General features: G+C 61.3%; 24 protein-coding genes. 12 read left to right on the top strand and 12 right to left on the bottom strand.

The genetic code is table 11. The features are described from left to right. Positions 1–15 precede the first annotated feature (15 nt). From motD to yegS, 6 genes are all read left to right on the top strand, one after another. Positions 16–903: a flagellar motor protein MotD gene (gene motD / locus OZ428_RS24065; RefSeq protein ID WP_269131553.1), complete on the top strand. Its 888-nt coding sequence runs from the start codon at positions 16–18 to the stop codon at positions 901–903. A gap of 51 nt (positions 904–954) precedes the next feature. After that, a complete protein-coding gene (locus OZ428_RS24060) occupies positions 955–1,743 on the top strand; it encodes a ParA family protein (RefSeq protein ID WP_028617310.1) in 789 nt (262 codons plus the stop codon). Beyond that, a complete protein-coding gene (locus OZ428_RS24055) occupies positions 1,743–2,540 on the top strand; it encodes a CheW domain-containing protein (RefSeq protein WP_177112070.1) in 798 nt (265 codons plus the stop codon). Before OZ428_RS24060 ends, OZ428_RS24055 begins: the two co-directional genes overlap by 1 nt. 80 nt (positions 2,541–2,620) lie before the next feature. Then, positions 2,621–3,103 (top strand): chemotaxis protein CheW, encoded by a 483-nt coding sequence (locus tag OZ428_RS24050; protein ID WP_010564003.1) that lies wholly within the window; start codon positions 2,621–2,623, stop codon positions 3,101–3,103. Then, positions 3,104–3,496, top strand: a complete 393-nt coding sequence (locus OZ428_RS24045) for a DUF2802 domain-containing protein (RefSeq protein WP_269131552.1) — start codon at positions 3,104–3,106, stop codon at positions 3,494–3,496. 888 nt (positions 3,497–4,384) lie between these two features. Further along, positions 4,385–5,305 carry a lipid kinase YegS gene (gene yegS, locus OZ428_RS24040; RefSeq protein ID WP_269131551.1) on the top strand — a complete coding sequence of 307 codons (921 nt, stop codon included), beginning with the start codon at positions 4,385–4,387 and terminating at the stop codon, positions 5,303–5,305. On the opposite strand, the gene OZ428_RS24035 is transcribed toward yegS, so the two are convergent. The 3 genes from OZ428_RS24035 to OZ428_RS24025 form a co-directional block, all read right to left on the bottom strand. After that, positions 5,264–5,923 carry a response regulator transcription factor gene (locus OZ428_RS24035; RefSeq protein ID WP_061449176.1) on the bottom strand — a complete coding sequence of 220 codons (660 nt, stop codon included), beginning with the start codon at positions 5,921–5,923 and terminating at the stop codon, positions 5,264–5,266. The genes yegS and OZ428_RS24035 overlap by 42 nt on opposite strands. Continuing rightward, a complete protein-coding gene (locus OZ428_RS24030; RefSeq protein WP_033900800.1) occupies positions 5,920–6,810 on the bottom strand; it encodes a sensor histidine kinase in 891 nt (296 codons plus the stop codon). The genes OZ428_RS24035 and OZ428_RS24030 overlap by 4 nt, the downstream gene beginning before the upstream one ends. A 370-nt stretch (positions 6,811–7,180) precedes the next feature. Then, the gene (locus OZ428_RS24025; protein WP_269131550.1) at positions 7,181–7,630 is read right to left on the bottom strand and encodes a hypothetical protein; all 450 of its coding nucleotides are present in this window, start codon (positions 7,628–7,630) and stop codon (positions 7,181–7,183) included. Positions 7,631–8,170: 540 nt separating this feature from the next. Here OZ428_RS24025 and OZ428_RS24020 point away from each other — a divergent pair. Together OZ428_RS24020 and OZ428_RS24015 are read left to right on the top strand one after the other, a co-directional pair. Beyond that, positions 8,171–9,106 carry a chemotaxis protein CheV gene (locus tag OZ428_RS24020; RefSeq protein WP_010208794.1) on the top strand — a complete coding sequence of 312 codons (936 nt, stop codon included), beginning with the start codon at positions 8,171–8,173 and terminating at the stop codon, positions 9,104–9,106. Positions 9,107–9,145: 39 nt separating this feature from the next. Next, complete coding sequence (locus tag OZ428_RS24015; RefSeq protein WP_269131549.1) at positions 9,146–9,952, top strand: MOSC domain-containing protein; 807 nt, start codon at positions 9,146–9,148, stop codon at positions 9,950–9,952. Positions 9,953–10,018: 66 nt separating this feature from the next. On the opposite strand, the gene ppnP is transcribed toward OZ428_RS24015, so the two are convergent. From ppnP to OZ428_RS23975, 8 genes are all read right to left on the bottom strand, one after another. Next, on the bottom strand, positions 10,019–10,303 hold the full coding sequence (ppnP, locus tag OZ428_RS24010) for a pyrimidine/purine nucleoside phosphorylase (RefSeq protein ID WP_010208796.1): 285 nt from the start codon (positions 10,301–10,303) through the stop codon (positions 10,019–10,021). Between the two features lie 63 nt (positions 10,304–10,366). Further along, a complete protein-coding gene (locus OZ428_RS24005; RefSeq protein WP_033900803.1) occupies positions 10,367–10,909 on the bottom strand; it encodes an exonuclease domain-containing protein in 543 nt (180 codons plus the stop codon). A gap of 73 nt (positions 10,910–10,982) precedes the next feature. Beyond that, positions 10,983–12,866: an acetyl-CoA carboxylase biotin carboxylase subunit gene (locus tag OZ428_RS24000; RefSeq protein ID WP_269131548.1), complete on the bottom strand. Its 1,884-nt coding sequence runs from the start codon at positions 12,864–12,866 to the stop codon at positions 10,983–10,985. A 373-nt stretch (positions 12,867–13,239) separates the two neighbouring features. Further along, the gene (locus OZ428_RS23995; RefSeq protein WP_269131547.1) at positions 13,240–14,001 is read right to left on the bottom strand and encodes an enoyl-CoA hydratase/isomerase family protein; all 762 of its coding nucleotides are present in this window, start codon (positions 13,999–14,001) and stop codon (positions 13,240–13,242) included. Then, entirely contained in the window at positions 13,998–15,155 is a 1,158-nt protein-coding gene (gene atuD / locus OZ428_RS23990) for a citronellyl-CoA dehydrogenase (protein ID WP_177110493.1), read from the bottom strand. The genes OZ428_RS23995 and atuD overlap by 4 nt, the downstream gene beginning before the upstream one ends. 13 nt (positions 15,156–15,168) lie before the next feature. Then, a complete protein-coding gene (gene atuC / locus OZ428_RS23985; RefSeq protein WP_269131546.1) occupies positions 15,169–16,785 on the bottom strand; it encodes a geranyl-CoA carboxylase subunit beta in 1,617 nt (538 codons plus the stop codon). Positions 16,786–16,788: 3 nt separating this feature from the next. After that, a complete protein-coding gene (locus OZ428_RS23980) occupies positions 16,789–17,661 on the bottom strand; it encodes an SDR family oxidoreductase (RefSeq protein WP_269131545.1) in 873 nt (290 codons plus the stop codon). A 13-nt stretch (positions 17,662–17,674) separates the two neighbouring features. Then, entirely contained in the window at positions 17,675–19,453 is a 1,779-nt protein-coding gene (locus tag OZ428_RS23975; RefSeq protein WP_269131544.1) for an acyclic terpene utilization AtuA family protein, read from the bottom strand. Positions 19,454–19,606: 153 nt separating this feature from the next. On the opposite strand from OZ428_RS23975, the gene OZ428_RS23970 reads away from it, so the two are divergent. The 3 genes from OZ428_RS23970 (at position 19,607) to OZ428_RS23960 (ending at position 21,806) form a co-directional block, all read left to right on the top strand. Beyond that, positions 19,607–20,230: a TetR/AcrR family transcriptional regulator gene (locus OZ428_RS23970; RefSeq protein WP_269131543.1), complete on the top strand. Its 624-nt coding sequence runs from the start codon at positions 19,607–19,609 to the stop codon at positions 20,228–20,230. 94 nt (positions 20,231–20,324) lie between these two features. After that, on the top strand, positions 20,325–21,113 hold the full coding sequence (locus OZ428_RS23965; protein ID WP_269131542.1) for a substrate-binding periplasmic protein: 789 nt from the start codon (positions 20,325–20,327) through the stop codon (positions 21,111–21,113). Between the two features lie 207 nt (positions 21,114–21,320). After that, complete coding sequence (locus tag OZ428_RS23960; protein WP_269131541.1) at positions 21,321–21,806, top strand: hypothetical protein; 486 nt, start codon at positions 21,321–21,323, stop codon at positions 21,804–21,806. A gap of 127 nt (positions 21,807–21,933) precedes the next feature. Here the strand turns inward: OZ428_RS23960 and OZ428_RS23955 are convergent, their stop codons facing one another. Beyond that, complete coding sequence (locus OZ428_RS23955; protein ID WP_005789991.1) at positions 21,934–22,485, bottom strand: RNA polymerase factor sigma-70; 552 nt, start codon at positions 22,483–22,485, stop codon at positions 21,934–21,936. Between the two features lie 302 nt (positions 22,486–22,787). On the opposite strand from OZ428_RS23955, the gene OZ428_RS23950 reads away from it, so the two are divergent. Beyond that, positions 22,788–23,540 (top strand): thioesterase II family protein, encoded by a 753-nt coding sequence (locus tag OZ428_RS23950; protein WP_269131540.1) that lies wholly within the window; start codon positions 22,788–22,790, stop codon positions 23,538–23,540. Positions 23,541–23,577 lie beyond the last annotated feature (37 nt).

The following is a 23,577-nucleotide window of genomic DNA, read 5'->3' as shown; positions in this document are numbered from 1 at the left end:
TGGGAGGTATTCATTGTGAGCCGTCGCCGTCGAGAGCCTGAAGAACACGTCAACCACGAGCGGTGGCTGGTGTCCTACGCGGACTTCATCACCTTGCTGTTCGCGTTTTTCGTGGTGATGTACTCCATTTCGTCGATCAACGAAGGCAAGTACAAGGTCATTTCCCAGGCATTGATCGGTGTGTTCAACGACGCCGACCGCTCGCTCAAGCCGATTCCCATCGGTGAAGAGCGGCCCAAGACCGTGACCCCGGCCAAGCCGCTGGTCAACGACAGCGATGAAACCGCTGCCGGCGTGGGCGGCACCAGCGATCCACTGAAAAGCATCGCCGATGACATCAGCGCGGCGTTTGGCGACCTGATCAGTTCCAACCAGATGACCGTGCGCGGCAACGAGTTGTGGGTGGAGATCGAGCTCAATTCCAGCCTGCTGTTCGCCAGTGCCGATGCGATGCCCAGCGACCAGGCGTTCACCATTATCGACAAGGTGGCGGCGATTCTGCGGCCGTTCGAGAACCCGATCCACGTCGAAGGCTTTACCGACAATTTTCCGATCAGCACGGCGCAGTACCCGACCAACTGGGAACTGTCGTCAGCGCGTGCCGCGAGCATCGTGCGCATGCTGGCGATGCAGGGCGTGAACCCAGGTCGCCTGGCGTCGGTAGGCTATGGCGAGTTCCAGCCGGTGGCCAATAACGCCACGATAGAGGGCCGCGCAAAGAACCGTCGAGTGGTGTTGGTGGTGTCGCGCAACCTGGATGTGCGCCGCAGCCTGACCGGCACCGGCACCGCCAATGCAACACCGGATGCGGCCCTGAAGCGGGCTGGCACACAAACTGCACCGCCCCCTGTAAAACCGCCGGTTCGTCAGAGCGCCGTCAATTCTCCGTCGCCGGCTCAATAACCTTATGCAATGTCTCGGTCGCGCCTGTGCCTGCCGGGAGGAACCAACCGAATGAGAGTCTGGGCAGTTGCCAATCAAAAAGGTGGGGTCGGCAAGACCACCACGTCCATCGCCTTAGCCGGCTTGCTGGCCGAGGCGGGCAAGCGCGTGGTCGTGGTGGACCTGGACCCGCACGGCTCCATGACCAGCTATTTCGGCTACGACCCGGACGCGCTGGAGCACAGCAACTACGACCTGTTCCTGCACAAGGGCAGCGTACCGGCTGATCTGCCGGGGCAACTGCTGCTGCCTACCAGCAACGAAAGCATTTCCCTGCTGCCGTCCAGCACCGCCCTGGCCACCCTTGAGCGTCAGTCGCCGGGGCAGAGCGGGTTGGGCTTGGTGATCGCCAAGACCCTGGCGCAACTCTGGCAGGACTTCGACTACGCAATCATCGACAGCCCGCCGTTGCTGGGCGTGTTGATGGTCAACGCCTTGGCGGCCAGCCAACAGCTGGTGATTCCGGTGCAGACCGAACACCTGGCCGTCAAAGGCCTGGAGCGCATGGTCAGCACCCTGGCGATGATCAACCGTTCGCGCAAACAAGCGCTGCCGTTCAGCATCGTGCCGACGCTGTTCGACCGCCGCACCCAAGCGTCCCTCGGCACCCTGCGCGTGCTGCGCGATGCCTACCCGGACACCATCTGGAACGGCTACATCCCGGTGGACACGCGCCTGCGTGACGCCAGCCGCGCGGGTCTTGCGCCGTCGCAGTTCGACGGCAAGAGCCGTGGCGTACTCGCCTACCGGGCGCTGCTCAAGCACCTGTTGTCGCAACAGCTTGTGGCGCAGGTGGCGTGATGAACCGTCCTGTCGAACTCAAGACCCGGCCGCAACTGGCGCTGGAATCCTACCTGGATGCCCTGCTGCAGGATGCGACCGCCGAAGAACTGCCGGAGCCGATCCTGGTGCTGGAACCGGCTGTTGAACCCGAAGCCGCGCTGGATGAATTCCAGTTGGCGGTGCTGGAAGAACAAGCCCGTGATGCGCAGGTCGTAGTGCCGATTACGCCGGTAGTGGTGGCGCCTGTGGTGGTTGCCCCTGCTCCTGTCGTGGTCGAGCCCGTGGTGGAAGTGCATCTGCCGCCGAGCATCACGCCGCCGCCGGTGACCGGTGATGGTCGACCAAGCTGGGCTGCCGAGCCGTTCGAATGCCTGCTGTTCGACGTCGCTGGGTTGACCCTGGCAGTGCCGTTGGTGTGCCTGGGCTCGATCTATTCGCTGGAAGGCCAGGAGCTGACGCCGTTGTTCGGGCAACCGGAGTGGTTCCTCGGCATCCTGCCCAGCCAGGCCGGCAACCTCAAAGTCCTGGATACCGCACGCTGGGTCATGCCCGACCGCTACCGCGATGACTTCCGCCAGGGCCTGCAATACGTGATCTCGGTGCAGGGCTACGAGTGGGGGCTGGCGGTGCATCAAGTCAGCCGCTCGTTGCGCCTGGACCCGAACGAAATCAAATGGCGCAGCCACCGCGGCCAACGGCCTTGGCTGGCGGGCACCGTGATCGAACACATGTGCGCGTTGCTCGACGTTGCCGAACTGGCTGAGTTGATCGCCAGCGGTGCCGTCAAGTCGATGCCACTGAACAAACACAGTTGATTGAACAATAAGGGCCGCATGCGAATGCGGTCAGTGAAGCACACACGCCGTGTCATACGGCATTTGAAGGGGTCAGGGGTATGAACAAGTCAGCGTCCGCACAAGGTTTGGATGATCCGATCCTGCAATGGGTGACCTTCAAACTGGACAACGAGTCCTACGGCATTAACGTGATGCGCGTGCAGGAAGTGCTGCGCTACACCGAGATCGCCCCGGTGCCGGGTGCGCCGAGCTACGTGCTGGGCATCATCAACCTGCGCGGCAACGTGGTGACGGTGATCGACACCCGCCAGCGTTTCGGCCTGGTGCCGACTGAAGTCAATGACAACACGCGTATCGTGATCATCGAGGCCGACAAGCAAGTGGTCGGGATCATGGTCGACAGCGTGGCCGAAGTGGTCTACCTGCGCCAATCGGAAGTGGAAACCGCGCCGAACGTGGGTAACGAAGAGTCCGCCAAGTTTATCCAGGGCGTGTGCAACAAGAACGGCGAGCTGCTGATTCTGGTTGAGCTGGACAAGATGATGAGCGAAGAAGAATGGTCGGAACTGGAGAGCATCTGATTGTTCCTTGAGGCCGCGGTGATTGTCCTGGCCCTGCTGTGGGCCGGGACTTTGGCATTTCTGTTGCGCTATGTGCGTCAGCAGCGTGAACTGTTTTTGCAGCAGGCTGAGCGTGATGCAGTACGTGATCGGCGTGTGTTGGAGCTGGTGAAGCGGGTTGATCACTTTCAGCAGAGTGCGGTGAAGGTTGGGGACGAGGTGCATGAATTGCGTGCGATTCTTGCGCCGTTGCCTGACAAACTGGCGCAGATTGAGCAGCGGGATCCTTCGAGTCTTTCGTTTGCCCAAGCCGCCAAGTTGGTGGGGATGGGGGCTACGGTGGATGAGCTTACTCAGTCGTGTGGGTTGACGCAGGCTGAGGCGCAACTGATGAGTAAGTTGCATAAGAGTTGATTGAGTACATATCCGTTATTTAGGTAACGGCCGCCTATGGTTCCGCCCTTACGGCGGCTCACTTTTGAAAAGCGCAAAAGTAAGCAAAACGCTCTTGCCCCAACACTCGGCACCTCGCTTAGGCTCGGTGTGCCCTCACTCCGGCTTGAATCCGTGGGCCGCCGCGATGGGCCATCCTTGGCCCAGCGCGGCTAACCCGGCGTCCTGCCGGGTTACCCACGGATTCAAGCCTGCGTTCGGCCAGCGTGTTTAACGGGGCGCCTCAGATCAAGATCAAGAGCGACTCGCTTCGCATCGTGGATACGTTTTTGTCCTCTGAAGGAGCCGGCTTGCCGGCGAAAAACGTGAGACCGCCGCGTTTGTCCAGATGCTCTGCATCATCGTTAACGACCATCGCAGGCAAGCCAGCTCCTACAAGGGACCGCGTTTGCCTTTGCTTTTGCTTCACACCACTCAAGCCGGCTGTCAGGCCGCTGTGCTTTTGCTTTTGATCTTGATTTTGATCTTAGGCGCCCCGTCAAACACGCTGGCCGGAATTCGGCAGGGATTTGGGGGGTAAACCGGCAGGGATGCCGGTTTAGCCGCCCCGCGCCATGGATGGCGCGTGGCGGCGGCCCCCCAAATCACTGTCGGATTACGGGCACACCGAGCCTAGGCGAGGTGCCGAGTGTTGGGGCAAAAGCCCTTTTGGTTACTTTTGGCTGGGCCGGCATTCCGGGCTCTTTTCCAAAAGTGACCCGCTGTAAGAGCGGAACCAATAGCAGCCGTTACCGCAGAAACGGATATGCCCCCGCATAGACCAACAAATAATTTCCAACCCCAATGGCTTTTTTCTCTCCGCCCAAGGTCCACATCCTCCAAGCACCCTTGAATCAGGAGATTCCCTCAATGACCACCCCCAAAGCCCTGTTGATCCTCCACGGCAAGCAAGCCCTCAACGAGGACGTACGCGCTGCCGTGCAGGCCCGACGCAAGCAGGGCGGGGAGCTGGCGGTGCGGGTCACATGGGAAGGCGGCGACGCCCAACGCCTGGTCAACGAAGCCCTGGCCGACGGCTACACCCATATCATCGCCGGCGGCGGCGACGGCACCTTGCGCGACGTCGCCGAAGCCATGGCCCAGGCCAAGACCGACGCCAGCCTGGTGCTGATGCCCCTGGGCACCGCCAACGACTTCGCCAAGGCCGCCGGCGTGCCGCTCGAACCCGCCCCGGCCCTGGCGCTGCTGGACGTGCCACCAAGGGCCATCGACCTCGGCCAGGTCGGCGGGCAAATCTTCCTCAACATGGCCACCGGCGGTTTCGGCAGCCAAGTCACCGCCAACACCTCCGAAGATTTGAAGAAAGTCCTGGGCGGCGCCGCCTACCTGTTCACCGGCTTGACCCGTTTCAGCGAGCTGAAGGCTGCCTACGCTGAACTCGATGGCCCCGATTTCCACTGGAAAGGCGAGCTGCTCGCCCTGGGCATCGGCAACGGTCGCCAAGCGGGCGGCGGCCATGAGCTATGCCCCGGCGCCATGGCCGATGACGGCTTGCTGGATGTCAGCATCCTGCCCGCGCCCCAGGAAGTGGTGGGGACTTTGCGAGAGCTGATGAACAACGGTTGGGGCCTGGACACCATGTTCGTCCGGGCGCGCCTGCCGTGGGTGAATATCAAGGTCGCACAGGGCCTCTACATCAACCTGGATGGTGAACCGCTGGAGGGTGATGACTTGCACTTCGAGGCCCTGCCCAAGGCCTTGCGTGTGCACCTGCCGGTGGATTCGCCGTTAGTCGTCCAGGCTGATGATCTGCTCGCGCACCGCGAATAACACCAGGCCGGCCACGTCGAAAATCTGCAGGCGTTTCATGATCTGCGAGCGGTGAGCTTCCACGGTCTTGATGCTCAAGCCCAAGCCGTGGGCGATTTCCCGGGTGGACTTGCCGCGCACAATCAACCGCAGGATCTCCAACTGCCGTGCCGTAAGGTTGTGGCTGTGGCCGGCCGGGGTAGTGGGGCCCTGGCTGCGTACCAGCGCCTGGTTGATCACGGTGTGGGCAATCGCCGGGCTCAGGTAGCGCTCGTTGTTGCGCAGGGCCAGCAGCGCATGTTCCAGCTCGTTGGCGGTGGTGTCCTTGAGCAGGTAGCCATGGGCGCCGGACTCCAGCGCGCACATGATCAGTTCCGGGTCGGTGTGCATCGACAGGATCAGCACGCGACTCTTGGGGTAGGCGCGCTTGAGTTGCTGCAGGGCATCCAGGCCGCCGGTGTGTTTCATCGACAGGTCCAACAGCACGATATCGGGCAGCAGGGCGCTGAACTGCTCCAGCAACTGTGCGCCATCGCTGGCCTCACCGACCACCGTGTAGCCGGGAATGTCCTGGACCAGCGCGCGTACGCCGGCCCGGATCAGTGCATGGTCATCCACCAGGAGTAATGTGCAGGTCACTCGAGAACCTTAGGGGAACTGGCCCGTTCGAGGGCGCGCGGCGCCCAGGGGAAAAGCGCGTCGATCCGTGTCCCTTTGCCTGGTTGGCTGTTGACGGATAACGAACCGCCAAGCTGATCAATCCGCTCTGACATGCCGGCCATGCCCCGCTGGCCTTCCAGGCCCGGGTTGATGGCCGGCGAAAAACCCTGGCCGTCATCGCAGATACTCAGCGACAGGCCCTCGGGCAGGCGTTGCAGGCGTACCAACAGATTGCGCGCCTGGGCGTGGCGTAGCATGTTGGTCACCGCTTCCTGGGTGATGCGAAAGGCCGCAACGGCCATTTCTTCCGGGATGCCGGTCAGCCGCTGTTGGCATTCCAGGCTCCAGTGAATCGGGGTGTTTTCCAGGGTCTTGAGCAGGTGCGCGCGCAGGCTGGCTTCCAGGCCCAGGCTGGCCAGTTGGCGAGGGTTGAGGATGGCCGAGACGTCACGCACCTTGGCCAGGGTTTCATTCAGGGTGTTGCACAGCACTGTGCACTGGCTTTGCAGGTCTTCGGGCAGGCGGCGCTTGAGCCATTCGCTTTGCAGCTTGGCGGCGGTGAGCAGTTGGCCGATATCGTCATGCAGCTCGCGGCTCAGGCGGTGGCGTTCGTTTTCCTGCACTTGCAACAGGCGATCGGCCAGTTCCTGAGGCTGGAACTTGATGGATTTGCGCGAGTGCCACTGTTGCAGGCCAACCACCAGCAGCGTGGCCAGGTTGAGCAGCACCAGCAACGGCAAGGCGGCGGAGAAACTGTAGGCCCACAGGCTCAGCAGCAGCGAGCCAAGGCACAGGGCGAGGATCAGACGGCGTGCATTGCTGCGGGACGCGGACCTTGCGATGAGTGTCTTGAGGTAGGCGTACATAGCGGATGGAGCCAATGAAGGTTCGCTGCGGGAAGTCCGGTCACGGCGGCTGACAGGGCTCTGTTTGGAATGCGTTATCGAATCGTTTTTATGCATGATGAAGTTGAGTCACTTCGAGCGGGGCATAGTACCACCACTATTACCGTTGGTCGCCTGGTGCCGTGCCTGGCAAGGTTATTAACTGCGCAAATGCTCCGGGCGGTATTCCCAGAGTTCATGGAGTAGGGGAGTTATATTATTGCTGTTTGGTTGTATCGTTATTACCGTTAATGGCTAATTGATATCTTTGTCTGCGCAATTCAATTCCACTGGATTAATGGCGCGTGTCGTTTTCAGATAACTTCAGGTTTAAACGCGACTCGATATTCGCTCAAGACGCGTGGTGCACACGTTGCTGCGGTTTATAGCTGAAGTCTTTTTGCGGAATCTGCAGCGTGACAGTGGCGATCAATGTTGCTTGCTCACTCTCATCCATACCCAGTTCGCCGGTGCGGGTATCGATCAGTTCAAGCTGCCACGCGAGTAGCGTCAGGCACGCGTGCAAGGCATCCAGCGCCTGATCATGCAATTGCATCGGGCTTACAGCATTGGCAATCAGGTACTGGATATGCCGGGAAAACTCGCTGATCGCCTGCAGGGCCAGGCTGTCAGCCTTCTCGGCCAGTTTGGTCAGGCTGGACTTCATGCACTCGATAGCATCGCTGTCGTCGCGGATCAGGTGCAGATGGCTCAGGCACTCTTCCGACTTGGCCAGCAGGGTTTCCGCTTCAAGCAAGAATTCAGGAAGTGTGGTCTGCCATTCATTTGCGCTGTTCATCATGCAAGTCTCCACAACATAAGGTCGGGTGATGAGATGTCGCACCGGGTGAATGGCTTAAAAGTAGCGCTGAAATATGACTGGTATCTGTAGGTTGCTTCTGAATAATCAGTAGGAAGCTTATTAGAGTGATGGCGACGGCTGTGCGCGGCCCTCATGAACGGGGTCAATTGCACACCTTCAATTGCCGACAGTTGAATGTCTGGAAGGCCCGTGGGCCGAGGGCTTGGGATGGCAAACAAAAGCCTGACTCCATTCATGCATTGAGAATGGCGTCACATTAATGGCTATTAGATATTGCGAATATCAGGTTGGGCCTGATTGTGCGTAGGGGAATCCCTTACATGGCGGAACCTTGCGTCGAATTGAATGTCGCGCAACGTCGCTGTACCCCTCTCTGGAGAGGCCAGCGCAGTAAACCATGATGTCAGTGTGACATCAATGAATTTACGTGGCATTTTACACGGGTCAAGGTCTGGCGCTTGCCGCCGATAACAAGCCTTAAGTGAGCTGCACAATCCCTTAGCGCATCAGGAGCTTTTAATGGCCGGCATTCTCGACACGGTAGATCAACGCACGCAACTGGTGGGTGAGAATCGCCTGGAGATCCTCATGTTCCGCCTGTTCGGGCGTCAGCTGTTCGCGATCAACGTGTTCAAGGTGCAGGAAGTGCTGCAACTGCCCAAGCTGACCTTGATGCCGCAGCGCCATCCGTTCGTGTGCGGCGTGGTCAACCTGCGGGGCCAGACCCTGCCGGTGATCGACCTGTCCCAGGCCATCGGCATGCGCCCGCTGGTGCCGGGCCCCAACAGCACCATTATCGTCACCGAGTACAACCGCTCGGTGCAGGCGTTCCTGGTGGGTGGCGTGGACCGCATCGTCAACATGAACTGGGAAGCCATCCTGCCGCCGCCGACCAGCGCCGGTCGCCAGCATTACCTCACGGCCATCAGCAAAGTCGACGACCAGTTGGTGGAAATCATCGACGTGGAAAAAGTCCTGGCCGAGATCGTGCCGTACAACGCCAAGGTCTCCCGTGAAAAACTCGAAGACCCGGTGCTGGAGCGTGCCCGTGGCCGCGAAGTGCTGCTGGTGGATGACTCCAATGTGGCTCTCTCGCAACTGCGCGACACCCTCGGTCAACTGGGGGTGAAGATGCACATCGCCAGCGACGGCCTCAAGGCGCTGAACATGCTCAAGGCCTGGGCCGACAGCGGCCAGGTGATGACCGACAAGCTGCTGATGATCTTCACCGACGCCGAAATGCCCGAGATGGACGGCTATCGCCTCACCACCGAGATCCGCAACGACCCGCGCCTGCGTGGCCTGTATGTGGTGCTGCACACCTCGTTGTCGGGCAGCTTCAACGACTCGATGGTGAAGAAGGTCGGTTGCGACAACTTCCTGTCCAAATTCCAGCCCGACAAGCTGGTGGATGTGGTGCGTCAGCGTCTGATGCTGGACGAAGTGCCCGCTTGACCTTAGGGTGATGGCTTTGCCCCTCAGGAATGCAGGCCCATGCTTCGTCTCAGCGCGTTGTACCGTTACCCCTTGAAGTCCGGCAAGGCCGAAATCCTGCAACAGGTCGGCCTGGATAAGCTCGGGGTGGACGGGGACCGACGCTGGATGCTGGTGGATGAAGGCAGTGGGCGTTTCCTCACGCAGCGTGCGGTGGCGAAGATGAGCCAACTGTCGGCGCTGTGGAACAGCAGCGGCGGCCTCACCCTGAGTTCGCCGGGCTACACGCCGCTGGATGTGGCGCTGCCCGGCAACGACGCCGAGTTGCGTGGCGTGACTATCTGGCGCGACACCTTGCGCGTGCCCGACGCGGGGGACGCGGCCGCCGCTTGGGTCAGCGACTTTATTGGCAAACCGACGCGGCTGGTGCAAATCCCCGTCGAACGCGCTCGCACCACCCAGGCCGGTTACGGCAAGGACGACGACCAGGTCGCGTTTGCCGACGGTTACCCGCTGCTGGTGATCGGCCAGGCGTCGCTGGACGACCTTTCCCAGCGCATCGGTCGTCCCATGGAAATGCTGCGCTTTCGTCCCAACCTGGTCATCGAAGGCAGTGAAGCCTTCGCCGAAGATGGCTGGAAGCGCCTGCGCATTGGCGACGTGGAGTTCCGTGCGGTCAAGCCGTGTTCGCGCTGTATCCTCACCACCATCGACCCGCAAACCGGCGAGCGCAGCGCAGACCGCGAACCCTTCGCCACGCTGGAGGCTTACCGCAAGACAGAAGACGGCGCGATTTTCGGCCAGAACCTGGTCAACGATGGCATTGGCCGCCTGGAAGTCGGGATGCCGGTGACGATCCTTGAATAGTTTTCTTCACGCATAAAAAATGCCCGTCTCCTGCGAGACGGGCATTTTTTTGCTGCCGGGAAACCCTTAGCCGCGGTATTCGCACAGGTAAGCGGTGTCCACGGCGACCTTCAGCTGGAACTTGCTGTTGGCCGGCACGTTGAACTGGCTGCCGGCGGCGAAGGTTTCCCACTCGCTGGCATCCGGCAGTTTGACGGTCAGGGCGCCGGACACCACGTGCATGATTTCACGCTGGGCGGTGCCAAACTCGTATTCGCCGGGGGCCATGACGCCGATGGTCGCCGGACCTTCTGCGGTGCCGAAAGCGATCGACTTGACGGTGCCGTCGAAGTACTCGTTGACTTTAAACATGGGCGATTCCTCGGAAAAGGGTCTGGAAAGGTCGGCCAGTATGCCCAAGGGCAGGGAAGCTGCCTAGACCGGCAATATCAGCGGCAGCAGGCGCGCCGTATTGCGTGCATCCTCCAGCGCCCGATGTTGCTGGCCATGGAACTGCATCCCCGCCAATTGCAGGGCGCCATTGAGCCCCAGGGGCTTGTCCAGGCGCCGAGCCTTGGCGAAGCGCTGCTTGAGGTTCACATGGGGCGTGGTGGCGAGGGCGCTGGCCAGGCCATGGCGTTGCCATTCCAGTTCCAGCTGCCGGCGATCATAGTCGCCCCAGCTGGCCCAGCCTTCCAGGCGCGGCTGATGCTGGCCCAGCCAGCGTTCGAACAGCGGCCACACCTCGGTAATCGGCGCCGCACCATCGATGTTGGCCTGGGTGATGTGGGTCAGTTGGCGGCAAAAGGGCGTCAGCAAAGGCCGGCGCAGCGGCCGCACAAAGCGCTGGAAGTGATCCAGCTCGCGGCCCTGGCGGTTGACCAGGCTCGCGCCGATCTCGATGACTTCCATCTCCGTCACGGGCCAGCCGCCTTCATCCGTTGTGGCTTCAAGGTCAATAATCAGCCAATGAGGCATCGTGCAGGTTCCCGTACTCTTCCCTTTCTGTTGGGGATAGAGCGTAGCCCGGCCCTGTAGTTCCGCCTAGGGGTCAGACGATCTCCAGCAGAACCTGACGATTGCGCACCTGATCACCGGCAATCACTTGCACGCCTTTGACCACGCCGTCGATACCGGCTGTCAGCGGATGCTCCATTTTCATGGCTTCTAGCACCAGCAGCAGTTGGCCTTTGGTCACGCTGTCCCCAGCGCTGACCCGCACATCGACAATTGCACCGTCCATCGGCGCCTTGACCGTGCCGCTGCTGACGTCGGCCTGGCGGCTGGCGACTTGCTGGGTGCAGTCGATCACCCTGAGACCGGGTAGCCATAGTTGGTTGCCGTCGAGGTGATAGGCGGTGTGGCGGCGGATACCGTTGAATACCAGGGTGGCGTGGCGGCCGTCGGTGATGAGTTGCAGGGGTTCGGCACTGACGATGTGAATCTCGCCGTTGACCTCCAAGCGATAAATACAAGGCGCGCTGGCGTTGTTGCGCCATCCCGCCAGACCCTGTGGATGCTGGTTGGCGCTGTGCTGGTAAAACAGCGCGGCGGCCAGGGCGAGTTGTTCGGGTGACGGCGTCAGGGTTGGGATATCGCTGAAGTGCTCAGCGATAAACCCGGTACTGAAATCGCCGCCAACAAAGTCCGGATGCTTGAGCAAACTCACCAGCAGTGGCTGATTGGTCGCGACGCCCAGCAACACCGTGTCTTCCACCGCCCGCAGCAATTTGCGACGCGCCTCTTCGCGGGTGGCGCCATGGGCGATGAGCTTGCCCAGCATCGGGTCATAGAACGGGCTGATGCGTTGGCCTTCGATCACGCCATGGTCGATACGCACGCCAGTGGCTGGCTCCCAGCGCACTACATCGCCAGTTTGCGGCAGGAAGCCCTGGGCCGGGTCTTCGGCGTACAGGCGCACTTCCATGGCATGGCCGCTGAGGGTGACGTCGGCCTGTGTCAGGGGCAGCGGCTGGCCGGCGGCGATCTGCAGCTGCCAGTCCACCAGGTCGAGGCCGGTGATCAGTTCGGTCACTGGGTGTTCCACTTGCAGGCGTGTGTTCATTTCCAGGAAGTAGAAACGGCCGTGGCGGTCGAGCAGGAATTCCACGGTGCCGGCGCCGACGTAGTTCACCGCACGTCCAGCCTTCAGCGCGGCTTCGCCCATGGCTTGGCGCAGCTCGGGCGTCATGACAGGGCAGGGGGCTTCTTCGATGACCTTTTGATGGCGGCGCTGGATCGAACAGTCGCGCTCGCCGAGGTAAATGAGGTGGCCGTGGATGTCGCCAAACAGCTGGATTTCGACGTGGCGCGGGTCGACCAGGGCGTGCTCGAGGATCAGTTCGTCGCTGCCGAAGGCGTTTTTGGCTTCCGAGCGGGCGGTGTGCAAATTGTCCAGCAGGTCTTTCGATTGGTGGACGAGGCGCATGCCGCGACCGCCGCCGCCGGCGCTGGCTTTGATCATCAGCGGGTAGCCGATGCGGTCGGCTTCCTGTTGCAGGGTGGCGTCGTCCTGGGCGTTGCCTTGGTAGCCGGCGATGCAGGGTACGCCGGCGTCGAGCATGGCGAGTTTGGACAGGCGTTTGCTGCCCATCAGTTCGATGGCCTCAACGCTGGGGCCGATGAAGGTGAGGCCGGCGTGTTGGCAGGCGCGGGCGAAGTCGGGGTTTTCGGAGAGGAAGCCGTAGCCGGGGTGGATGGCGTCGGCGCCTGTGCGTTTGGCGGCGTTGAGGATGGCTTCGATGTTGAGGTATGACTGGTGGACGGGGGCCGGGCCGATGGGGACGGCTTCGTCGGCCATCTGCACATGCAGGGCTTGGGTGTCGGCTTCGCTGTAGACGGCGACGGTGCGATAGCCTAGTGATTGGGCGGTGCGTTGAATGCGGCAGGCGATTTCGCCGCGGTTGGCGATCAAGATTTTTGTTAGCTGCGGCATTTTTGGGCTCCGGGTACATATCCGTTGTTTGGGTAACGGCTGCTTAGGGTTCCGCCCTTACGGCGGCTCACTTTTGAAGAGCGCAAAAGTAAGCAAAACGCTCTTGCCCCAACACTCGGCACCTCGCCTAGGCTCGGTGTGCCCTCACTCCGGCTTGAATCCGTGGGCCGCCGCGATGGGCCATCCTTGGCCCAGCGCGGCTAACCCGGCGTCCTGCCGGGTTACCCACGGATTCAAGCCTGCGTTCGGCCAGCGTGTTTGACGGGGCGCCCCAGATCAAAAGCCAGATCAAAAGCGAGGCGGCCTGAAAGCCGACCTTTTTTGTGCGTCGTGCGAGGTCAAAAATGTGGGAGCGGGCTTGCCCGCGAAGGCGTCATCTGCACCACTTCGGCTTTCGCTTCTGCACAAACGCCTGCGTCCCCTCAATCCCTTCCTCACTCTTCACCGCTTCGGCAAACCACTGCGCTCCGCGATCCAGCACCGTTTCAAGCGGCTCATCCACGCTCGCAAGCAGCAGCGCTTTGGTCCGTGCATTGGCGCCTGGCGCACACTTCAGGACCTGGCTCAATACTTCATCCAAGCGTTCTGCCAGCGCCTGCGGATCGCGCTCGGTAAAGTGCACGACGCCCAGTCGCTCCGCCTCTACGCCATCAAAGCGCGCGGCGGTCAGCGCCAAGCGTCGTGCTTGGGTCAGCCCGATGCGCTTGACCACAAACGGGGCAATCTGCGCCGGTAACAAGCCCAGGCTGGTTTCCGGCAGGCCGAAGTGCGCCTGGTGATCGGCGATGGCGATATCGCTCACGCACGCCAGGCCAAAACCGCCGCCCAGCACCGCGCCTTGCAGCACCACGATCACCACTTGCGGCACGGCTTCCACTGCCTGCAGCAAGGTGCCAAATGCCCGGTTCAGTGCCTGCAGTTGATTGCCTGCGGTGACCAGGTCCTTCACATCCGCCCCGGCGCAAAAGTGCCCGCCCGCGCCGCTGATCACCACGGCCCGCGTCTGGCTGTCCAACTGCGCGAGCACGCTGCGCAGTTCATTGACCATTGCCAGGCTCATGGCGTTGCGGCATTCCGGTCGGTTGAGGGTGATGTGCAGTACGCCGTTATGGGGTTCGAGCAGCAGGGTATTCATGGTTTTTTCCCCGGCAAGGTGCCCATCAATTTGCAGATGATGCCCAGCATGATTTCGTCGGCGCCGCCGCCGATCGAGACCAGGCGCACGTCACGATAGGCGCGTGCTACGGGGTTGTCCCACATGAAGCCCATGCCGCCCCAATATTGCAGGCAACTGTCGCTGACTTCTCGGCCCAGGCGCCCGGCCTTGAGCTTGGCCATGGAGGCCAGGCGCGTCACGTCCTGGCCTTTGATGTATTGCTCGGTGGCCTGGTAGACCAGCGCGCGCAGGCATTCGATTTCGGTGGCGAGTTCAGCCAGGCGAAAGTGGATGACCTGGTTGTCGATCAGCGCTTTGCCGAAGGTCTGGCGCTCCTTGCAGTATTCGATGGTGCTGTCGATGCAATGCTCCAGGCCCTTGATCATATTGGCCGCGCCAAACAGGCGTTCTTCCTGGAACTGCAGCATCTGCATCATGAACCCCGCGCCTTCGTGGCCGATGCGGTTGCGCTGCGGCACGCGCACGCCGTCGAAGAATACCTGGGCGGTCTCGGAGCTGTGCATGCCGAGTTTTTCCAGGGGCGGGCTGACGCTGATGCCAGGGGTGTTCATCGGCACCATGATCAGCGATTTGTTGATGTGCGGCTTGTCGTCGGAGGTGTTGGCCAGCAGGCAGATGAAGTCCGCGCTGGGCGAGTTGGTGATCCACATTTTACTGCCATTGATCACGTAGTCGTCGCCGTCCTTGCGCGCGTGGGTCTTGAGTCCGGCCACGTCGGAGCCGGCGCCGGTTTCCGAGACGCCGATGCAACCGACCTGCTCGCCGCTGATGGCCGGGCGCAGGAATTCGTCGCGCAGTTCATCGCTGCCGAAGCGGGCGAGGGCGGGGGTGCACATGTCGGTCTGCACGCCGATGGACATGGGGATACCGCCACAGCGGATGGTGCCGAACTCTTCGGCGGCGACGATGGAATAGCTGTAGTCCAGGCCCATGCCGCCGAATTGCTCAGGCTTGGAAATGCCCAGCAGGCCGAGGTCACCGGCCTTGCGGAAAATATCGTGGATGGGAAAGCGCCCGGCCTTTTCCCATGCGTCGACATGGGGGTTGATCTCGCGATCGACAAAGGCGCGGACGGTGCGGCGCAGCTCCTGGTGTTCCTGGGTAAAGATCATTTTTATGGTTCTCCTAAAAACGCGCTACACCGAAGGTATTGGCCTGCAACTCACGCACCTCGGCTTCGTGGCAGATATCCAGCAGAAAGCCCAGCAAGGTTCGCGTATCCCGTGGATCAATCAGTCCGTCATCCCACAGGTTCGCGCTGCCATAAAGTGCGGTGGACTGGCTGTCGAGTTTCTGCGCGGTGACCTGTTCCAGCATGTCGAGCACTTTGGGATCCGGCACCAGACCATCCTTCAATTGCTTGGCCTCGGTGACAATGCGCAGCACCTTGCCCGCCTGCGCACCGCCCATCACCGCCGTGCGGCTGTTGGGCCAGGCGAAGATAAAGCGCGGGTCCAGGCCGCGCCCGCACATTGCATAGTTGCCAGCCCCATAAGAACCGCCGACCACTATCGTCAGTTTAGGCACCCTTGCATTGGCCACCGCCTGGATCATCTTCGCACCGTGCTTGATCACGCCTTGCTGCTCCGACTCGGTGCCCACCATGAAGCCGGTGGTGTTGTGCAGGAACAGCAGCGGCGTGCGGCTCTGGTCGCACAGTTGGATAAATTGCGCGGCCTTGCTCGCCCCCTTGGGCGTGATCGGGCCGTTGTTGCCGATCACACCGACGGCGCGGCCTTGGATATGCAAGTGGCCGCAGACGGTGTGGGCATCGAACTCGCCTTTGAATTCGAGGAAGTGCGAGCCGTCGGCCAGGCGCGCGAGGATTTCGCGGACGTCGTAGGGTTTTTTCGGGTCGTCGGGGATCAGGCCCAGCAGTTCCTCAATCGGATACAGCGGCTCTGCGTAGGTCCGTTTTGGCGTCAGTGGCAGCCGATCATTCCAGGGCAACAGGCCGACGATCTCCCGCGCGATGCGCACGCCGTCCGCATCGTTTTCCGCGAGGTATTCAGCAGTGCCGGCGATTTGTGCGTGCATCTCGGCGCCGCCCAACTCCTCATCCGTCGCTACTTCACCGGTCGCGGCTTTAAGCAGCGGCGGCCCGGCGAGGAACAGCTTGGCCCGGCCACGCACCACCACCACGTAATCCGACAGCCCCGGCTGATACGCGCCGCCGGCCGTGGCCGAGCCATGTACCACGGTGATCTGCGGCAAGCCCATGGCCGACATCCGCGCCTGGTTGGCGAAGCTGCGCGCGCCTTCGACGAAAATCTCGGCGGCGTAGTTGAGGTTGGCGCCGCCGCTTTCGGCCAGGGTCACCACCGGCAGTTTGTTCTCCATGGCGATCTGTTGCAGGCGCAGGGACTTCTTCAGGCCGGTGGGGGAAATGGTGCCGCCCTTGATCGCGCTATTGTTGGCTACCACCAGCATGCGCACGCCGCTGACGTAGCCGATGCCGGCGATCAGCCCACCGCCGGCGGCGCTGCCGTCCTTGTCATCGTGCAGCTTGTAGCCGGCCAGGCTGGCCAGCTCCAGGAACGGCGCGCCGGGGTCCAGCAACAGGTTGAGACGCTCGCGGGGCAGTAGTTGGCCGCGTTTGTCGAACTTGGGTTTGGCTTCCTGGGCCTTGCTCAGCAGGTTGCCTTCTAACTGGTGCAGTTGGGCGATGACGGCCAGCATCGCGTCACGGTCTTGTGCGAATTGAGCGCTGTGGGCGTCGATCAGGGATTCAATCACCGGCATGGTTTATTTCTCCGCCTTGAGCACATCCGGCAGGTAGGCACGATGAAAGCCATTGAACGGTTCGCTCGACGTCTGCGCCTTGTGCAGCGGCCAGGCGCGGCTGCCCAGGCTGGCCGCGCCGTCGATGCGCAATGTGCTGCCGCTGATAAACGCGGCGGCGGGGCTGAGCAGGAACACGATGGCCGCGCTGACTTCCGATTCGGTGCCGATACGCTTGAGCGGCACGTGTTCGCGCAGCGTCGGGATCACCGCCTTGAACGCGCCTTCGTAGGTGTCCATGCCGCTGGAGGCGATCCAGCCCGGCGCCACGGCGTTGACCCGCACGCCCGCATAACCCCACTCGAAGGCGGCGGTCTTGGTGAAGTTGTCCATGCCGGCGCGTGCCGCACCCGAGTGCCCCATGCCGGGCATGCCGCCCCACATGTCCGCGAGCATGTTGACGATGGCGCCGCCGTGCTTGCTCATGGATTGGTTGAACACTTCCCGTGCCACCAGGAAACCGCCGACCAGGTTGGTGCGCAGTACGGTTTCGAAGCCTTTTTGATTGATCGCGGCCAGCGGCGAAGGGTATTGGCCACCCGCATTGTTGACCAGGCCGTGGATCGGGCCGTGCTCATGAATGATGTGTTTGACCAGCGCCTTGACGGCCTCTTCATCGCGAATGTCGCAGGCCTGCCACGCGGCGCTGCCGCCATCTTCGGCGATCTCGATGGCGACGTTTTGCAGTTTTTCCGGCTTGCGTCCCACCAGGATCACCTTGGCACCCAAGGCCGCCAGTTCATGGGCGGTACAGCGGCCGATTCCGCTGCCGCCGCCGGTGACCACCACGGTTTGCCCTTGGAACAGGTTGGCTTTGAAGATCGAGTCGAAGGCCACGGCAAGGCTCCTGTCAGGTGAGTGAATCTGCGATGTGCTGCGGCACGGCGATGGGGATTTCCAGTAGTTGCTGGGCAAAGGCCTTGCCTTGCGGGTCGATGCGCAGGCTGGCGATACCGCCGCCGCCCAGGGCATTTTCCAGCAGGAAGTTGAGGCTGTGGCTGCCGGGCAAATACCAGCGCTCGACGCGACCGTGTAGGGGGTCCAGCACGTGGCTCATCCAGTCGACGATCACTTCCGGGGTCAGCGTTTCGGCGATCCATGGCAAATACTCGGGATCGCGGGCGATCACGCCGATATTGCTGTGGTTGCCCTTGTCGCCGGAGCGCGCCACGGCCAGTTTCACCAGCGGAACGCTGGCGTCGGCGCGGCCTTGGGGGTTGGGCGGGTCAATCGGTGCTTCGGGCAGGGTGGGGGCGTCGGCAACCGGCAGGGTGCAGGCGTGGCATTCGCCCTGGAAGTCGATCAGCAGTTCGCAGGCGGATTTATCGATCAGGAACGAAAACAGCCGGATCAGCGGGTACACGCTCGGTCGTCCGCCGACAATCCCGGTCAGGCCCGGCGCCATGCCGGTCGCGGCTTGGGCGATCTCTCGGGCGAACAGCACCAGCGCCGGCTTACTCGGGTGACGCACCGCCAGTTTCACCACCACTTCGCGGCAGTCCTGGCGCCTTGCGTGGGCACCGTAGGTCGCTTCACTGCCGAGCAGTTCGATGTTCACCTCGGTGTACGGCGCCCAGCCGCGTTGGCTGAACAGCTCCGAGGTCTTGTCGATGATTGCCTGGCTGACCCGCTCGGCCTTGGCCACCGCATCGATTCCGGCGATCAGGCAACTGGCGGTGCAGCGGAAGCCGTCCGGGTAGGTGGCGCTGACTTTGTACTGATCGGTCGGGGGCAAGCCCTTGGCACCGTGCAGGCGCACACAGTGTTTGCCCTGCTGCTGCAATTTGACCTGGCTGAAATCGCAGATTACATCCGGCAGCCGGTAGGCACGCGGATCACCGATTTCATACAGCAACTGTTCGGCCACGCTGAGTTCGCTGATCAACCCACCGGTGCCGTCGACCTTACTGACGGTGAACTGCCCGTCGGCGCTGACCTCAACGATGGGAAAACCGATGTGTGCGTAGTCCGGCACGTCGCGCCAATCGGTGAAATTACCGCCGGTGCACTGCGCGCCGCATTCGATGATATGCCCGGCCAAGGCGGCCTGGGCGAGGCGGTCGTAGTCCTGCCAGGACCAGTCAAACTCATGCACCAGTGCTGCGCTGACCACGGCGCTGTCGACCACGCGGCCGGTGATAACGATATCCGCACCCAATGCCAGCGCCTGTGCGATGCCCGGCGCACCGAGGTAAGCGTTGGCGGACACGCACACGGGCGGCAACGGCGTGCCGTTGAACATGTCCGTGACGTTGTGCAGTTGCTTGAGTTGGGGCAGCAGGTCATCGCCCAGCAGTACGGCGATTTTGAGTTCGACACCGGCTTTATCGCAGGCCGCTTGCAGGGCGGCGGCGCAGGCCTGGGGATGGATGCCGCCAGCGTTGCTGATCACGCGAATGCCCTGGCGCTGGATATCCGCCAGCAACGGCGTGAGCACGTCGACAAAATCCGTGGCGTAACCCGCCTGAGGATCCTTCATGCGTGCGCCGGCGAGGATCGACATCGTGACTTCCGCCAGGTAGTCGAACACCAGGTAATCCAGCGTGCCGCCGTGTACCAGTTGGGCGGCGGCGGTGCAGGTGTCGCCCCAGAAGGCGCTGGCGCAGCCGATACGAACCGTCTTGCTCATGAGAAATCCTTCCTCGAATGGCTGTGGGCGAGACTACCAAGCAAGCGCTTGGTTTGTAAACTCCAGTCACAAGTTTTAGCCAAGCGCTTGCTTGGGTGGCCGCCACGGCCTAAATTGCCGGCCAAGACGTCCGTGGAAGTAGAGGAGAGAGGCATGGATGAGCATAAAGCCCTGCGGGTGATGCGCACCATGGTCGACGGCGGCCAATTGACCGACCCCGACAGCGCCCGGGGCAAGCTGCTGCAGACCGCGGCCCACTTGTTTCGCAACAAGGGCTTCGAGCGCACCACCGTGCGCGACCTGGCTAGCGCCGTGGGTATCCAGTCCGGCAGCATCTTTCATCACTTCAAGAGCAAGGATGAGATCCTGCGCGCAGTGATGGAAGAAACCATCCACTACAACACCGCGATGATGCGCGCGTCCCTTGAGGAAGCCACCAACGTGCGCGAGCGGGTGCTGGCGCTGATCCGCTGCGAATTGCAGTCGATCATGGGCGGCAGCGGCGAGGCCATGGCAGTGCTGGTGTACGAATGGCGTTCCCTGTCGGCCGACGGCCAAGCCCAGGTGCTGGCTCTGCGTGACGTGTATGAGGCGCTGTGGCTGCAAGTGCTCGGCGAGGCCAAGGACGCTGGCTACATTCGCGGCGATGTATTTATTACGCGGCGTTTCCTGACCGGTGCCCTGTCCTGGACCACCACCTGGTTTCGCGCCGAGGGCAGCCTGACGCTTGAGCAATTGGCCGAAGAAGCCCTGCTCATGGTTCTGAAAGGCGATTGAGGTGCAAGCTATTAATTTGGCGGTAGAAAGTTGTCTCGCCAGACAAAAACGCCTAGCTTATCGCCATTAGCGTTTTTGAACGGTGTGTGCCTTGATGTTTTCGCCATGGCGGCTGGCTGCAGGACTTACCTTTTGGGCACTGGGCACCGCGTGGTGGATGCCGGCGTCGGCGGCGCAGTTGGTGCGCATCGGCGCGGCGCACTTTCCGCCCTACACCGTGCGCCCGGAGCAGGGCGCCGATACCGGTTTGCTGCCGCAACTGGTCGAGGCGTTGAACGCCGCGCAAACCGATTACCAGTTCGTGTTGGTGCCCACCTCAATCCCTCGGCGTTTCCGCGATTTCGAGCAGGGCCGAGTCGATATGGCCATCTTCGAAAACCCCGCCTGGGGCTGGCAGAAGATTCCCCACACCAGCGTCGACATGGGCCTGGAAGATGCCGAAATCTTCGTCGCCGAGCGTGCGCCCGACCGTGATCAGGCTTATTTCGCCGATCTGAATGGCAAACGCCTGGCGGTATTCAGCGGTTATCACTACGCCTTCGCCAACTTCAACCCCGACCCCAAGTACATGGCCGAGCACTTCAACGCCACGTTGACCTATTCCCATGACAGCAACTTGCTGATGGTCGCACGCGGGCGTGCCGACATCGCCCTGGTGACGCGTTCGTACTTGAGTGATTTCATGGTGCGCAACGCGGACATGGCCGGGCAGTTCCTGGTGTCGGAACGCATTGATCAGGTCTATCACCACTACGCGCTGTTGCGCCCGAAAGCGCCGATTACGGGGGAGGCGTTTGCCGCGCTGCTCAAGCGTTTGCGCGATGATGGCGAGATGTTGAAGATTTTTGAGCCGTATCGCATTGATGTCACCGCGGTGCCCTGACACGAAAGCGCCTGCATCTTTAACAAATTACTTCGGTATTTCAGCATTTATTTCAGCTTGAAATGGGGCGAACCGCTTATCGTTTTTTTGGAAATACTGTCAACTCTGACAGTATTTCGTTCGGAATTCTTGCGCTTGAATAGTTGGCACCAATCCCTGTGTCTTGCAGTGGTTGATCACCCTTTTGATAGCGAGCGGAGTTCTAAAATGTCGAATCAAGCAAGTTCTAATGCGGTGGAATTGTCTGAAGATTTTGAAGGGGTAGCGCATCAAACCATTCATGCGGGAGGGGAGATCAAGGCAGGTGAATTCACTATAAAATTTTTGGAGGGGGGGGAAGCTGTCGGTATCACGACATTCGAACATGTGCCTGACATGCATGAGGGGAATGTGCTGGCGGTGTGCATAGGGCAGGATAAGGTGACGCCGCCGCAAGTCCTCGAAATTAGCTGTAATCGGCTTCTTAGCCAGATGAGTTTTTATATAACCTATTTGCACCGTAAAGCTGTCGTAAGAAGCTATAACCGAGGCGGTACACTTTTAGAGGAAAAGACTTTTCTAGGTGGCCTGGTGGGAGGTGCGACGAATCATTCTGTCGTAATGGACACGCCACAGAATACGTCTATTTTTTTCCTTACAGTTGAAGCAGAAGATTGGTTTTTTATCGATTTTCTCAAGGCAAAGGCCTTCTGAGACTTGGTATTCCTTAAGGCGTAACCGGCCCCCAATGGTTCAGATGGTACGCATTTTTAGTTGCGTACTATCTGTAGCCTGGCGATTGATGATTGAGGCCTGCTGCGCCCCAACGGACTATCGTTGCCTAAACCCTGCGCGCAAACGTATCACTATGGCTGCCCGACACCTTGCGGCAGTGCACCAGCGCATCCCGGATCATGAAGTTCACCAGGGTCGGCGACACGCCGAGCTCCTTGGCTATGTCCTTTTGCGGCACGCCGTGCAGGCGGTACATCTCGAACGCGTAGCGGGTGCGTTGCGGCAGCTCCGTCAGGGCGTCGGCGATGTTTTCCAGGGTGTTGAAGTTGATGTGCGAGGTTTCCGGTGAAGCGCCGTGAATAACCACATTCAAGCCTTCCTCTTCCGTCCCGGAGTATTTGAGCTCCAGGGCCTGCTTGCGGTAGTGATCGATGGCCAGGTTGCGCACGATCTGGAACAGATAACTCAATTGCGCCTTGAACGATGACGTGATCGTCGGCGCCGACTGCAGCCGGAAGTAGGCGTCCTGCACTACGTCTTCGGCGCGGGAGCGGCAGCCGGTAATGCGTGCCGCGATCTTCACCAGAATCAGCCGATTATCGACGAATGCCTGGAGAAGCGGTGAGTCGCACCTGCCTGTGGATACTTGTTCCGTCATGGAAATCACCTTGTCGCAAAAGAGGTTAGGGGAGGGCGTCCTTGCTGAGGCCTCCTACACATCGGGCAACAAATTATGCTGAATGATAATGATTGTCAAATGAGAAGGCGAACTAATCTTATGCTTTCTTGTTAGGTGTGAACCACGTCTCGCGCGTAGCCGGCGACTAATTATTTGCCGGTGCCGTCCGTTCTTCTGGGTGACAGGTCCGTTAGCGAAACGGCCAAGGATCAGCACCCGCAGGAGGACGAAATGGGTTTCTATCGTGCATACAGCGTGTTTCAGTTTGGAGTCGTCACTCGATGAGTACGCCGACCCGACTGCGCCTGTTCTGCCTGCCCTATTCGGGCGCCAGCGCCATGGTTTACGCACGCTGGCGCCGGGCCCTGCCTGAATGGTTGCAGGTGTGTCCGCTGGAATTGCCAGGCCGTGGCATGCGCATGGACGAGCCGCTGCAGCGCGATATCAAGGTGTTGGCGGCCCAGCTTGCGGATGAAATCAGCCGCGACTTGAACGGCCCCTACGCCTTGTTCGGCCACAGCCTTGGCGGCCTGCTGGCCTTTGAATTGGCGCATGCGTTGCGTGCGCGCAATGTGCCGCCGCCGCTGGCCCTGTTCGCTTCCGGCACGGCCGGGCCGGCGCGTCGTGACGTCAGTGAATACGCCATCGAAAAGACCGACGAACAACTGATCGCCCGCCTGCGCGAACTGCAAGGCACCGCCGAGGAAGCCCTGGCCAACCCCGAGTTGATGCAGTTGATGCTGCCGATCCTGCGCGCCGATTTCCTGCTGTGCGGCAGCTTCACCTACGGCGAGCGCGCACCGTTGGGCATGCCGATCCACGTGTTCGGTGGCAAGCAGGACAGCGTGCGCGCCGACCAGTTGCTCGACTGGCAACTCGACGCCGCCAGCGGTTTTTCCCTGGACATGTTCGACGGTCACCACTTCTTCCTCATGCAACACGAAAGCGCCGTGCTGCGCTGCATGCGGCGTTACGCCGACGAACACCTGGCCCGCTGGCGCAATGGCGCGGCACGGCCACTCGCCGTCGGCTGAGTAAGCCCCCCGAATTGTTGAATTTCCCGTAAGCCGA

The sequence above is a fragment of the Pseudomonas sp. GXZC genome (assembly GCF_026967615.1).
GTDB lineage: Bacteria > Pseudomonadota > Gammaproteobacteria > Pseudomonadales > Pseudomonadaceae > Aquipseudomonas > Aquipseudomonas azotoformans_A.
The sequence above is the reverse complement of the archived record's forward strand: the minus strand, read 5'-3'. Positions and strand labels throughout refer to the sequence as shown.

What these genes read in the sequence shown, in the direction of transcription:
- OZ428_RS24060 (WP_028617310.1), top strand. Translation starts at nt 955, where the DNA reads ATGAGAGTCTGGGCAGTTGCCAATCAAAAAGGTGGGGTCGGCAAGACC.
- OZ428_RS24055 (WP_177112070.1), top strand. Translation starts at nt 1,743, where the DNA reads ATGAACCGTCCTGTCGAACTCAAGACCCGGCCGCAACTGGCGCTGGAA.
- OZ428_RS24050 (WP_010564003.1), top strand. Translation starts at nt 2,621, where the DNA reads ATGAACAAGTCAGCGTCCGCACAAGGTTTGGATGATCCGATCCTGCAA.
- yegS (WP_269131551.1), top strand. Translation starts at nt 4,385, where the DNA reads ATGACCACCCCCAAAGCCCTGTTGATCCTCCACGGCAAGCAAGCCCTC.
- OZ428_RS24030 (WP_033900800.1), bottom strand. Translation starts at nt 6,810, where the DNA reads ATGTACGCCTACCTCAAGACACTCATCGCAAGGTCCGCGTCCCGCAGC.
- OZ428_RS24025 (WP_269131550.1), bottom strand. Translation starts at nt 7,630, where the DNA reads ATGATGAACAGCGCAAATGAATGGCAGACCACACTTCCTGAATTCTTG.
- OZ428_RS24020 (WP_010208794.1), top strand. Translation starts at nt 8,171, where the DNA reads ATGGCCGGCATTCTCGACACGGTAGATCAACGCACGCAACTGGTGGGT.
- OZ428_RS24015 (WP_269131549.1), top strand. Translation starts at nt 9,146, where the DNA reads ATGCTTCGTCTCAGCGCGTTGTACCGTTACCCCTTGAAGTCCGGCAAG.
- ppnP (WP_010208796.1), bottom strand. Translation starts at nt 10,303, where the DNA reads ATGTTTAAAGTCAACGAGTACTTCGACGGCACCGTCAAGTCGATCGCT.
- OZ428_RS24005 (WP_033900803.1), bottom strand. Translation starts at nt 10,909, where the DNA reads ATGCCTCATTGGCTGATTATTGACCTTGAAGCCACAACGGATGAAGGC.
- OZ428_RS24000 (WP_269131548.1), bottom strand. Translation starts at nt 12,866, where the DNA reads ATGCCGCAGCTAACAAAAATCTTGATCGCCAACCGCGGCGAAATCGCC.
- OZ428_RS23995 (WP_269131547.1), bottom strand. Translation starts at nt 14,001, where the DNA reads ATGAATACCCTGCTGCTCGAACCCCATAACGGCGTACTGCACATCACC.
- atuD (WP_177110493.1), bottom strand. Translation starts at nt 15,155, where the DNA reads ATGATCTTTACCCAGGAACACCAGGAGCTGCGCCGCACCGTCCGCGCC.
- atuC (WP_269131546.1), bottom strand. Translation starts at nt 16,785, where the DNA reads ATGCCGGTGATTGAATCCCTGATCGACGCCCACAGCGCTCAATTCGCA.
- OZ428_RS23975 (WP_269131544.1), bottom strand. Translation starts at nt 19,453, where the DNA reads ATGAGCAAGACGGTTCGTATCGGCTGCGCCAGCGCCTTCTGGGGCGAC.
- OZ428_RS23970 (WP_269131543.1), top strand. Translation starts at nt 19,607, where the DNA reads ATGGATGAGCATAAAGCCCTGCGGGTGATGCGCACCATGGTCGACGGC.
- OZ428_RS23965 (WP_269131542.1), top strand. Translation starts at nt 20,325, where the DNA reads ATGTTTTCGCCATGGCGGCTGGCTGCAGGACTTACCTTTTGGGCACTG.
- OZ428_RS23960 (WP_269131541.1), top strand. Translation starts at nt 21,321, where the DNA reads ATGTCGAATCAAGCAAGTTCTAATGCGGTGGAATTGTCTGAAGATTTT.
- OZ428_RS23955 (WP_005789991.1), bottom strand. Translation starts at nt 22,485, where the DNA reads ATGACGGAACAAGTATCCACAGGCAGGTGCGACTCACCGCTTCTCCAG.
- OZ428_RS23950 (WP_269131540.1), top strand. Translation starts at nt 22,788, where the DNA reads ATGAGTACGCCGACCCGACTGCGCCTGTTCTGCCTGCCCTATTCGGGC.